Below are 11513 nucleotides of genomic sequence, written 5' to 3' on the forward strand. Positions count from 1 at the left end.
TTGTTAGAGCATGAGCTCTCGGTTTTCACGATAACGCCACCTTTGATGAGCTTCTTGCTGTTTGTTGAGAAGCAGCTGGAATATCAGGTCGATAGTGGCCTTGAATCATCAGTTTTAGATGTGTTTTCACTGCTGTTAGAGCAACAACAAGTTAGCAAGAGCATCGACCCAAGAATCCGTGCGGTACAAAGATTGATAGCGGATAATTACGCCCAACCTCTCTCTATTCCACAACTTGCAGAAACGGCCTGTTTGAGTCCCACTCAATTCAAAAAACGCTTCAAAGAGTGCTTGGGTATCAGTGCGCTTAAATACATCACTCGCTATCGTATGGAGAAAGCTCAAGCCCTGTTAACCCATACCGATTTACCGGTTCAATTGATTGCTGAAAACGTGGGTTATAGTGATGTTTCTGCTTTCAGTCGTCGCTTCTCTCAGCACTTTGGGATGTCTCCAAGGGCGTTTCTAGGCTCAATGAAAGAGAGTCTTTAGAAACAACAATAGCGTCCTTTTAGCAAACTAACTTATATCAATCTTCACTATTATCTATTTCAGAACTGAAAATTGGATAATAGAAATGAATCTTGCCATCAATCGCGTTAACGAATTCCAAATGGGCACTTTGGTCATCTTGTTTGCTTCTATTTTATGGGGCACGACAGGCACCGCCGCAAGTTTTGCACCTGATCTAAGCCCATTAGCGATTGGTGCTTTCTCTATGGGCGTCGGTGGTCTAATGCAAGCGGGTTTGGCGTATCGAAAGATACTATTCGCTTTCGACAAACTTTTGCAGAACAAGAAGCTGTTGACAGTGAGTGCTTTGGCTTTAGCGGTCTATCCTTTAGCTTTCTATTCTTCAATGAAATTATCAGGCGTGGCGATCGGTACCGTGGTTTCGATTGCTACCGCACCTTTCTTTTCTGCACTGTTAGAGTGTCTTATTAGCAAAAAGAATAATATCAACAAACGTTGGCTTACTAGCTTTGCGATTGGTGTGGTAGGTATTGGGCTGTTGGTGTTTTCAGAATCTTCATCGGCGAATGAATCCGGTGATGATCTCAAGCTGTTAGGTATTGGCTTAGGTCTGGTCGCTGGGTTGTGTTACGCCATTTATTCTTGGGCGACCAAAGCACTGATTGATAAAGGGATTAAGTCACAAGCGGCGATGGGCAGTATTTTTGGCCTCGGTGCAATGCTGTTGCTGCCAACGCTCTGGTTTACTGGTAATAACCTGTTTTCCTCACAGACCAACGTATTCGTCATCAGTTATCTGACGTTAATTCCACAATGCTTGGGCTATATCGCGTTCAGTTTTGGTTTACGCCACGTGACCGCGAGCAGTGCCAATCTGCTGACCTTGTTTGAACCAGTAGTCGCAGCGGTGCTTGCCGTCTGTGTTGTCGGTGAGCTGATTCCTTTTACAGGCTGGTTAGGTATGTCTCTGATTGTGCTGTGCTTGTTTGTACAGTCGAAGCCATCTAAAGGAACGTTATAAGTATTTGTTTTGTTTTGCCTAATTGAAATTTATTCATGCGTAATTAGTATAATTGAATAAAATGAGTATCTCAGTTGTGAGAGTGCTGTTACTATCGCTATCAATAGTCGGGGGGCACATACCTTATTTGGTGTTTGCTGAGATCGTTAGTCGAGACCCGTTGAACCTGATTCAGTTAACACTGGCGTAGGGAACTATAAGCACTCGATCTACGTCTGCACCCATGAAAGCTTTCATGAGCCTAATGCGACTTCTCCTTCGATCGGTGTTCGTTCTCCTACGTCTTGTAAGATAGTAGGAGCGACAATGACACACAGTTCTATTTCAAAAGATTTAACGCCAAAAGCCTCAACACCAAAATCCTCAACACAGCAGCACTCTGCTGAAGACACGATTCGCACGAATACTCCGATTGTTTTAACCATCGCGGGTTCTGACAGTGGCGGCGGTGCAGGTATCCAAGCTGATATTAAAGCCATGTCTGCCACCGGTAGTTTTGCTTGTTCTGTGATTACCGCTATCACTTCCCAGAACACTCAAGGCGTGTCAGCTATTTTTCCTGTTCCACTCGACCATGTCGCTAGCCAGTTAGATGCGGTTTTTACTGATCTCAATATCGTGGCAGTGAAAGTCGGCATGTTGGCTGATTCGCAAATCATCAAAGTCGTTGCAGACAAAATTAAGCAGTACCGACCTAAACACTTAGTGATTGACCCTGTCATGGTCGCGACAAGTGGTGATCTGCTGTTAGAAAACTCGGCTATCACCACGCTGAAACAAGAGCTGATTCCGCTGGCAGATATCATTACTCCTAACTTACCAGAAGGTGCTGCATTAACAGGCAAGCCAGTACCTGAAAGCGAAGCTGAAATGCAGGGCATGATTGAAGACTTACGCGCACTGGGTGCTAAAGCCGTTCTCTTGAAAGGTGGCCACCTGGAGAAAGATGAGAACAGTAACGATTTACTGATTCTGCCAACCACATCTGCTCTGATTAGCGCGAAGCGTTTTCCTACTAAAAATACCCACGGCACGGGTTGTACGCTCTCATCTGCCATTGCTTCTTTCTTGGCTCAAGGCAACACGCTTTCAGAGGCTGTTGACCTAGGAAAACAATACATTTCGCGCGCAATTGCTCACGCTGATGAGTTGCAAGTCGGTCAAGGCCATGGCCCTGTAAATCACTTCTTCGCTGGGCACGGTAATGTCCGTTAATACGATTGGCGTTCAACTCAGCAATGCCTCTTTACGTTATAACGACAGTGAGCACGCGACCTTGTCTGGGTTGTCGCTTAGCTTAAACGCAGGTAAGTGGACGGTATTGTTGGGTAGAAGTGGCTGCGGGAAAACCACGGTATTGCGTTATCTGGCGGGCTTGTTGGACGACAAGGTAGAGTGGCAGGGCACATTGGTAACCTCTGATGAACTGCCTTTAACGGATCGCATCGCTTACATGGCGCAGCAGGACTTGTTACTGCCGTGGTTGTCGGTTATCGACAATGTATGTCTGAGTCATCGCTTTCAAAATCCAGCTTTTGATAAAGCACAGCAAACCAATCAAGCACTAGAGTTGCTCGCTGCTGTTGGTTTGGCTGATCACGCGTCTACTATGCCGGATCAGTTGTCTGGTGGTATGCGCCAGCGTGTTGCTTTGGCTCGCACCTTAATGCAAGACAAACCTGTTGTGCTGATGGACGAACCTTTCTCTGCGCTGGATGCGGTAACAAGACATAAGTTACAGAGCTTAGCTTGTGAACTGTTAAGAGATAAAACCGTTGTGTTGATTACTCATGATCCACAAGAAGCGGTGCGTTTGGCGGATAACTTGTATGTGTTGCAAGGCACTCCGGCGAGTGCACAGTCACTGTCTGTGCCTAATACAGCGACACCAAGAGTGTTAGACGGTGAATGTGCTGAGTTACAACAAGCGATCTTAGATCAGTTGGAGCGTGATTATGAATGATCTAACGCGAAGCGAAGCTGTGGCGCGTTCAACTAACACACAGATCACGACTAAGCGCCCTCGTCAGATGAATCCCGTTATGCGTTTGCTTATCAGCAGTGCTGTGATTCTCGGTTTATGGCAAATGGTGGTGGTTATCTTTGAGATGCCTAGCTTCATTCTGCCAGCGCCTGCAGAAGTCTTTTTAAAACTTATTGAACGTTACGATGTGCTACTCAAACACACTTGGGTGACTGCGCAGGAGATCTTACTTGGTCTATTGCTCGGTTTGTCGATGGGGCTGTTTTTCGCCCTACAGATGTTGATGTTCGAACCGCTGAAACGCTGGTTGTTGCCTATCTTAATTGCTAGCCAAGCCATCCCTGTGTTTGCGATTGCGCCAGTATTGATGCTGTGGCTGGGTTATGGCATCGCATCAAAGGTCGTCATGGCGGCGATCATTATCTTCTTCCCCGTGACCACTTGTTGTTACGACGGTCTGCGAAATACACCGACTGGTTATCTTGATCTTGCCAAAACGATGGGCGCATCGAAATGGCAATTGCTGCGTTATATCCAACTGCCTGCTGCGCTGCCAACATTAGCGTCTGGCATTCGTGTGGCGGTGGTTATTACCCCAATTGGCGCGGTCGTCGGGGAGTGGGTGGGTTCGAGTGAAGGGCTGGGTTACCTAATGCTGCAAGCGAACGCACGCATGATCATTGATGAGATGTTTGCAGCCTTGTTCATCTTGGCGGTGCTGTCTATCTCGCTCTACTTCATCACAGACAAATTACTCAAAAAAGCTATCCCTTGGGAGAACCAGTGATGGTTCGCTCAATAACACTTGTTTAATAAAGCTTCGCTCACGCTATTTATCTAAACAAAACTTCGTTAAAAATTAGCTCGATACACACAATAATAATATTCAAAAGGAAAGGTTAACTATGAAAAATACCAAATTGGTAGGTGCAGTGGCACTGCTTGCTTCGCTAGTTTCAGGTCATGCATTGGCGGATTCTGAACAAAAGAAACTGACATTGATGTTGGATTGGTTTGTGAACCCGAACCACGGCCCAATTGTGATTGCTCAAGAGCGCGGTTACTTTGCTGACCAAGGCCTAGAGGTTGAAATCCAAGAGCCGGCTGACCCAAGCACGCCAGCAAAATTGGTCGCAGCAGGTAAAGTCGATCTAGCGGTAACTTACCAACCAAGTTTAACCATGGATGTAGCAGCGGGTCTTCCTTTGGTTCGTGCATCAACCCTTATCGCGACGCCACTGAATACGTTGATGGTTTTAGATAATGGCAAGAACGATTCACTAGCGGATCTGAAAGGCAAAAAGATCGGTATTGCGATTGCGGGTAACGAAGAAGCGACCATCGGCACCATGCTAGCTCAAGAAAATGTTGCATTTACCGACGTGCAAACCATCAATGTCGGTTGGGCACTTTCATCTTCATTGGCATCGGGCAAGGTAGATGCAATTTGGGGTGGCTTACGTAACTTCGAAACCAACCAACTAGCTCTTGAAGGCTTTAAAGCGAAAGCGTTCTTCCCAGAAGAGCACGGCGTGCCCGCTTACGACGAGCTGATCTTTGTGGCGAACGCAAAGAAACACGACGACGAAGCAATCAAAGCGTTCAACAAAGCACTTGAGCAAGCAACCACTTACATTGTGAACCACCCGCAAGAATCATGGAGTGAGTTTGTGGCGTATTCACCAGATACGTTGAATAACGAGCTTAACCAACGCGCATGGAACGACACACTGACTCGTTTTGCACTTCGCCCTTCTGCAGTGGATATGAAGCGTTACGATGATTACGCACAGTTCATGTTCGACAAAGGCATCATCAAATCACTACCAAAAGCCGCTGATTACGTACCGACTTTTGACTAAGGAATCTCATGAAATACCAAGACTTAATCCAAGCCTGTCAGCAAGATTGGCAAGACTACACCGAGCATGATTTTGTTAAAACGCTAGCAAACGGCACACTTGCTCAGCCGTGTTTTCTGCATTACTTGAAGCAAGATTTTCTGTTTTTAAAGCAGTATGCCCGTGCTTATGCATTGGCAATTTATAAGGCAAAGACACTGGCTGATATGCGCCGTGCACTGCCAAGTGTTCATGCTCTGCTAGATTCTGAAATCTCTCACCACGTGACTTACTGTGGTCAGTGGGGTTTAACCGAATCGGATTTAGAAAACGAATCTGAAGATTTCGGCACAGTTGCTTACACACGCTACGTTCTGGATGCAGGCATGACGGGTGATCTTGTCGACTTATATACGGCATTGGCTCCGTGTTCACTTGGTTATGCCGTGATTGGTAAAGCGCTGTTAGAAAGCAGTGATACCGTATTAGAAGGCAACCCATACGCGAGCTGGCTACAACTTTATGGCGGTGAAGAGTTCCAGTCGGGCGTGGCAACGGGGGCGGAATACTTCAATCAACTGCTAGACCAGCTTGAAGGGTTGATTGCGACGTCTCAATCTAAGTCACATCAGTTGACACAAAGTACGTCGAGCATGCATGACGAGCTAGAGTCGGTCATCAAACAGTTCGAAGTTCAAGCAAACCACACCTCAACAATGACAACTTCAGTGCAAGAGATGGTACTGACTATTGGGGAGATATCAGAAAGTACATCGGTTGCCGCTGAAGGCGTTCATCAAGCGAAAGTGAATGCCGACAAAGGTCGTGAAGTGGTGGTCGATACTATAAATAACATTACCCAGTTGTCTGAACGCCTTTCAAGTAGCCAAGATTCGATTAGTTCTTTGAATCACCATGTCGATCAAATTGGTAGTGCCGTTAACATTATCCAAGGTATTGCGGAACAGACTAATTTATTGGCATTAAACGCAGCCATTGAAGCCGCTCGTGCTGGTGAGCAAGGTCGTGGCTTTGCCGTTGTTGCGGATGAAGTCCGAGCGTTAGCAAGCAGAACGCACCAATCAACCACTGAAATCACCAGTGTAGTCACTGCAATCCAGAGCCAAATGAATGCTTCTATGACAGAGATTGGCGAGTGTAACCAACAAGGCCAGCTGACACTTAAAGATTCAGAAGAACTGGATGCAAGCTTGCAACTGATCTTGAGTGATATGGAAAGCATTCAAGGCAACTCAGAACGTATTGCTTCAGCGATTGAAGAGCAGGGTGCGGTAATGACACAAGTAAGTGACTCAATTACTGAGTTGAATACCATCTCGAATGATAACAACGCTTCGGCGCAGCATTGCTTGGTCGAAGTCGATAAAGTAGCTGAGCAAGCGAACGATATGGATCAAGCGGTAGCACAGTTCAAGACGTCATAAGACTGCTAGAGCAAGTTAGAAACCAAATATGTTAAGTATTTGAAACCCAAGGCGTGAGTTCATAGAAAACAAAGGCGTGAATTATTCGCGCCTTTTTTGTGCCTGAAGGATAGGCAAGTTCCTGAATCGATAGAAATAAGAATAAGGCATTACAAAATAGACTTAAGTATCTGTGGAATAAAACTAAAATAATGACAGACTAACGATGAACGAACGCATTGACGTGAGCCATATCTTTGGCGCGTTTCAAATAAACGTTAAATCTTACGGAAGAGGAACAGCATGCACTACGACGTATTCAATGGAGACGCAGACGGTATCATCGCGTTGCTACAACTGCGATTAAGTGAACCAAGAAAAAGCGTACTCGTTACCGGTGTAAAGCGTGATATTAAATTGGTTTCTCAAGTTGCCAGTCAAATCATAGAGCCGGGCAATCCAAATGATGTCTCTTCCGTTACCGTTCTTGATGTGTCGATGGAGAAGAACCTGCCAGCATTGCACTCACTGTTAGATGCCAACATCGATGTGTTTTACTGCGATCACCATCGAACAGGGGACGTGCCAATCTCTGAGCATTTAGACACTCTGATAGACACCTCTCCAGAGAGCTGCACGAGTTTACTGATTAACCAGAAGCTAAATGGTGCACTCGTAGCTTGGGCAATCGCGGCGGCCTTTGGTGATAATTTAAAAGTAGTGGCCGCACAGTTAGCTGATGAAAATGGATTCGAACAATCACAAATTGAGTTCTTAGAAGAGCTAGGTACCTTGGTTAATTACAACGGCTACGGTACATCACTGAGCGATTTGCACTTCACGCCAGTTGAGCTCTACCAAAACCTTTATCAATATCCGAACCCGTTCGATCTTATGGATGACAAAGACTCGGTGTTTTATCGACTACGAGCTGCTTACCAGAATGACCGCCAGCAATTATCAAACCTTGCCCCTGCGTATGAAAGTGTATTCGCACGTGTGTTTGAACTGCCTGGTGAGACTTGGGCAAGACGTATCAGCGGTGTATTTGGCAATGAGATCGTGAATCAAGATCCAAACCGAGCGCAAGCAGTATTAACGAAAAACCAAGATGGCGAATCTTATACTGTTAGCCTAAGAGCACCACTATCCAATAGAACAGGCGCAGATGAAATTTGCTCTAGCTTTGTAACTGGTGGAGGAAGAAAAGCAGCGGCTGGCATTAATCAACTTAGCGAACTTGATAGAGGGAATTTCATTTCACTGTTGGACGCTTATTATTCGCCGAGTGTTGAGCGCTAACGAAAATAGCAGCGAGAGTGAATAGGGTAAAGAGAGGCCATTTGGCTTCTTTTTTTGTGTCTAAAGTCACCCAAATAAGCCTTTCAAAAACTTAGTTAGCATCAAATTCGGCACTTCACATTGTATGACATCAAAGTAAGAGTGATTATCAATTGTATTAATTCTGGGGAAATAGCACTATACGCATATTGAATCTTCAGTATTTTGAATATCCTTATAATGAATCTTGCCCAGGTCGACCTTAACCTACTCGTTATTCTTAAACACCTTCTTGAAGAGAAGCACGTATCAAACACAGCCTTGGCGTTGGACATGAGCCAACCGACGGTGAGTCGTTCACTACAAAAACTACGAACGGTATTCAACGATGACTTGTTAGTCCGCGCAGCCTATGGTTATGAGCTAACCCCGAAAGCAGAAGTCATCAAGCAAGACCTCAATTCTGTGCTCACACGCCTTGAGAAATTGGTCCATGGAGACGTATTTGAACCGGAGACGAGTAATAGTACCGTTCGGTTCTTTGGCTTGGTTCCTCAGGTTTCACACCTTTTGCCAAAAGTCGTGGCACAAATCCGCAAGCAAGCGCCGAATATGGTTGTCGATATCGACTCGATTCCTAAGCGACACTTTGAACCTCTGTTATCAGGTGATGCGCACTTTGTATTGTCGACGCATGAACCATTAAGTTCTGAACAAAACTTGTATCGAATGTTCGTAATCAGTCGCGATTATCGGTTATTGATGAGCAAAGACCACCCTCTGGCGGATAAAGAGATCACCGTTGATGATTTATTGAGTAGCCAACTCGGCCAGATCTCACTGCAAGGGGATAAGAAGCTCTCGATTGAAAGTCGTTTCAAAGATTTGGGCTTGATCGATAAGCAGCGTCAGCTATCGATACCGATTCAACTGTCTAACTTTAACGTCGCTCCAGATATGGCTGAAGCGACCGATATCATCTTTCACCTGCCGACACCTTTTGCTCAACAAGCAGCAAAACAGAGAAACCTTGTTTGTAAACGCGTACCCAAAGCGATCAGGAGCCCATCAGAAGACGTATATCTCTACTGGCATAAACGTTTCCACAATGACCCTATGTGTCGTTGGATTCGTGAACTATTTAAAGAGACATACTCCTAAGTTATCTGGCACATGAATGTTACGGGCTCAATGCTAATGAATTGAATATATTTTGTCTGCATTATTTGATAAATGAATAATCATAATGAATTTTCAGCATGAAACTTTCGTTGATTGGAGTGATAACTGGCTGTTTAATGCAAACCATTATCATTACTAATTACATATAAGAATAAATATCATGTCTGAGAAATCTCTTTTGATTCGCAAGCCTCTTTTAGTTCGCAAATCCCTTATAGTTCGCAAACCTCTTATGATTCGTAAACCCCTTTCGGTCGCAGTAGCTGTTATTTGCACCTCACTATCGGCTAACGTGTTAGCGCAAAAAGAAGCGCAAGCGACAGATGAGCAAATGGTTGTTACGGCAACTCGTACTGAAATGGCTCTAAAACAAGCGCCAGCTTCAATGTCGGTTATCACCGCTCAAGACATCGAAGACAGCCCTGGAATCACTTTGGCTGACATCGTTGCAGAATCAACGAGTGTGGAATCTGATTTTGATAGCACACGTGCTGGCCGTCAGATGATCTCTATTCGTGGTATGGATTCAGACTATACGCTTATCATGGTGAATGGCCGTCGCTTAAGCTCTGCAAGTGCCATCATTCGTGGTAACGATTTCGATCTCTCGACTATTCCAGCTGAGTCAATCGAACGTGTTGAAATCATCCGCGGCCCAATGTCTGCACTTTACGGTTCAGATGGTATGGGTGGCACAATCAACATCATCACCAAAGCTCCAGAAAATGATTGGAGCTCAACGATTAACATGGACACTTCATCTCCATTAGACGGCAATGGTGGGGAAGAATATTCTGTTGGTTTTACCACGTCCGGTGCATTGATTGATGATGAGTTATTTGCGCGTTTTTCTTTAAATCAAACCTCGCGTGACGCATGGCAACCATATACAGGTAATGGTCGTGAGAATATTACCGCTCTAGAGGAACGCGACACTTTAAGTTTGCTTGCCAACCTGACATGGAATATGACAGACAATCAGACGATTGATTTAGACCTTGGCTATAGTGACGATAAACGTGATGGTTTAGCAGAACACGCTACAGGTTCGAACCTAGTGGATAGTAATGTTGTACGTAACAGTCAAGCGATTACACACAGCGGTTTTTGGAACTGGGGTGACACACAAGTTCGTTACTCTCGTGAAAACGTGACAGACAACGATGCCGCTGATCTAGGTAACAATTACAGTAGCGATGTAGAAGAGCTAACTCAAATAGTAGAAGCGTCAGCAACGACTTATCTTGGTGATAGTCACACCGTAACTTTTGGTATGGACTACCAGTTGAGCGAATTAACCAACAAAGAAAACTTGACCAACGGTACATCAGAAGCGTATCAAGGTGCTTTGTTTGTTCAAGACCAGTGGTTGATGACTGAACAACTCACCGCAACCATTGGTGGACGTTTAGATAAGCACGAATTGTACGGTGAAGAATTCAGCCCGCGTGTGTACTTGGTTCACCAAACTACTAATGACCTCATCATCAAAGGCGGCGTGGGTAAGGCGTTTAAAGCGCCTTCGTTAACTCAAAACCAAGCTGACTACACTGTTAATAGCTGTAAGGGAGCGTGCGATTTATATGGCAACGAAAACCTGAAGCCTGAAACGAGCTTGAACTATGAAATTGCAGCAATATACAACCAACCACGTTGGAATGTTGAAGGTGCCTTGTTCCGCAACGAAATCAATGACCTTATTGATCGCGATGAAACGTACTGCGAGAGCGGCGGAGTGTTTGAATCGGGTAAAGGATGCGCAGACAGTTCTAGCTCTACTGGCTATGTGAAAGGGAAGCGTACTTATACCAATGTATCTGAGGCGGTGGTTCAAGGTGCTGAACTTACGGGTCAATTCCAGATTACCGATGAGTGGGGCGTGTCTGGTAACTACACGTTCTTAGACACAGAAGATAAGTCAACGGGTGAAGAACTGCTTGAGCGTTACAAGCATTCAGGTTTAGTTAAACTGAACTGGAGCCCAACTTTCGATCTGAATGCCTTTATTAGTGCGCGTTACCGTGGAGAGCGCAATATCGAAAGCGACTTAACGCAAGACGCATACACAACACTGAACATCGGTACGGTGTACAACGTTAATGATTCTGTTCGACTGCGCGCTGGTATCACTAACTTGACTGATGAAGCTGTATCACAAGAGCTAGAGAGTATGGGTTATGTTGAAGAGCCACGTACTTACTACGTAGGTATGACAGCGGACTTCTAATCAATCTGTGTTTGATTTGGTAGCAAGATACATATAAAAACGAAGAACCCACATTGGCTCGATACTCTATAAAGAGAAC

Annotated in this window: 9 protein-coding genes, 2 pseudogenes and 1 riboswitch; all 11 genes and pseudogenes read left to right on the forward strand. The window is 45.1% G+C overall.

Features of this window, described 5'->3' with window-relative positions; translation table 11 throughout:
• On the forward strand, positions 1-492 hold a 492-nt coding region (locus AB4496_RS04660), incomplete at its 5' end, for a helix-turn-helix domain-containing protein (RefSeq protein WP_372130640.1).
• A gap of 85 nt (positions 493-577) precedes the next feature.
• The gene (locus AB4496_RS04665) at positions 578-1495 is read left to right on the forward strand and encodes a DMT family transporter (RefSeq protein WP_102257586.1); all 918 of its coding nucleotides are present in this window, start codon (positions 578-580) and stop codon (positions 1493-1495) included.
• Positions 1496-1593: 98 nt separating this feature from the next.
• A riboswitch (TPP riboswitch) is annotated at positions 1594-1705 on the forward strand.
• Between the two features lie 96 nt (positions 1706-1801).
• Positions 1802-2710: a bifunctional hydroxymethylpyrimidine kinase/phosphomethylpyrimidine kinase gene (gene thiD / locus AB4496_RS04670; RefSeq protein WP_102257587.1), complete on the forward strand. Its 909-nt coding sequence runs from the start codon at positions 1802-1804 to the stop codon at positions 2708-2710.
• Positions 2700-3458 (forward strand): ABC transporter ATP-binding protein, encoded by a 759-nt coding sequence (locus tag AB4496_RS04675; protein ID WP_102257588.1) that lies wholly within the window; start codon positions 2700-2702, stop codon positions 3456-3458. Before thiD ends, AB4496_RS04675 begins: the two co-directional genes overlap by 11 nt.
• Positions 3451-4266, forward strand: coding sequence for an ABC transporter permease (locus tag AB4496_RS04680; RefSeq protein ID WP_102257589.1), 816 nt, complete (start codon positions 3451-3453; stop codon positions 4264-4266). The genes AB4496_RS04675 and AB4496_RS04680 overlap by 8 nt, the downstream gene beginning before the upstream one ends.
• A gap of 118 nt (positions 4267-4384) precedes the next feature.
• Positions 4385-5341 carry an ABC transporter substrate-binding protein gene (locus tag AB4496_RS04685; RefSeq protein WP_065104608.1) on the forward strand — a complete coding sequence of 319 codons (957 nt, stop codon included), beginning with the start codon at positions 4385-4387 and terminating at the stop codon, positions 5339-5341.
• An 8-nt stretch (positions 5342-5349) separates the two neighbouring features.
• Positions 5350-5907: pseudogene (locus AB4496_RS04690) on the forward strand (TenA family protein); the annotation flags it as partial.
• Positions 5881-6765, forward strand: a pseudogene (locus AB4496_RS04695) (methyl-accepting chemotaxis protein); the annotation flags it as partial. The pseudogenes AB4496_RS04690 and AB4496_RS04695, both read left to right, overlap by 27 nt.
• 282 nt (positions 6766-7047) lie before the next feature.
• Positions 7048-8046, forward strand: coding sequence for an acetyltransferase (locus AB4496_RS04700; RefSeq protein ID WP_102258514.1), 999 nt, complete (start codon positions 7048-7050; stop codon positions 8044-8046).
• Positions 8047-8265: 219 nt separating this feature from the next.
• Entirely contained in the window at positions 8266-9186 is a 921-nt protein-coding gene (locus tag AB4496_RS04705) for a LysR family transcriptional regulator (RefSeq protein WP_102258513.1), read from the forward strand.
• A 253-nt stretch (positions 9187-9439) separates the two neighbouring features.
• Positions 9440-11434 carry a TonB-dependent receptor domain-containing protein gene (locus tag AB4496_RS04710; protein WP_102258625.1) on the forward strand — a complete coding sequence of 665 codons (1995 nt, stop codon included), beginning with the start codon at positions 9440-9442 and terminating at the stop codon, positions 11432-11434.
• Positions 11435-11513: the final 79 nt, after the last annotated feature.

Origin of the sequence: Vibrio sp. 10N.222.46.A1, from assembly GCF_041473595.1 — a bacterium.
In the GTDB taxonomy this organism is placed as follows: Bacteria; Pseudomonadota; Gammaproteobacteria; order Enterobacterales; family Vibrionaceae; genus Vibrio; species Vibrio tasmaniensis_A.

Excerpts from the sequence above, each read along its gene's own strand:
- AB4496_RS04705 (WP_102258513.1), top strand. The coding sequence starts at position 8,266 with ATGAATCTTGCCCAGGTCGACCTTAACCTACTCGTTATTCTTAAACAC.
- AB4496_RS04700 (WP_102258514.1), top strand. The coding sequence starts at position 7,048 with ATGCACTACGACGTATTCAATGGAGACGCAGACGGTATCATCGCGTTG.
- thiD (WP_102257587.1), top strand. The coding sequence starts at position 1,802 with ATGACACACAGTTCTATTTCAAAAGATTTAACGCCAAAAGCCTCAACA.
- AB4496_RS04685 (WP_065104608.1), top strand. The coding sequence starts at position 4,385 with ATGAAAAATACCAAATTGGTAGGTGCAGTGGCACTGCTTGCTTCGCTA.
- AB4496_RS04675 (WP_102257588.1), top strand. The coding sequence starts at position 2,700 with ATGTCCGTTAATACGATTGGCGTTCAACTCAGCAATGCCTCTTTACGT.
- AB4496_RS04710 (WP_102258625.1), top strand. The coding sequence starts at position 9,440 with ATGATTCGTAAACCCCTTTCGGTCGCAGTAGCTGTTATTTGCACCTCA.
- AB4496_RS04680 (WP_102257589.1), top strand. The coding sequence starts at position 3,451 with ATGAATGATCTAACGCGAAGCGAAGCTGTGGCGCGTTCAACTAACACA.
- AB4496_RS04665 (WP_102257586.1), top strand. The coding sequence starts at position 578 with ATGAATCTTGCCATCAATCGCGTTAACGAATTCCAAATGGGCACTTTG.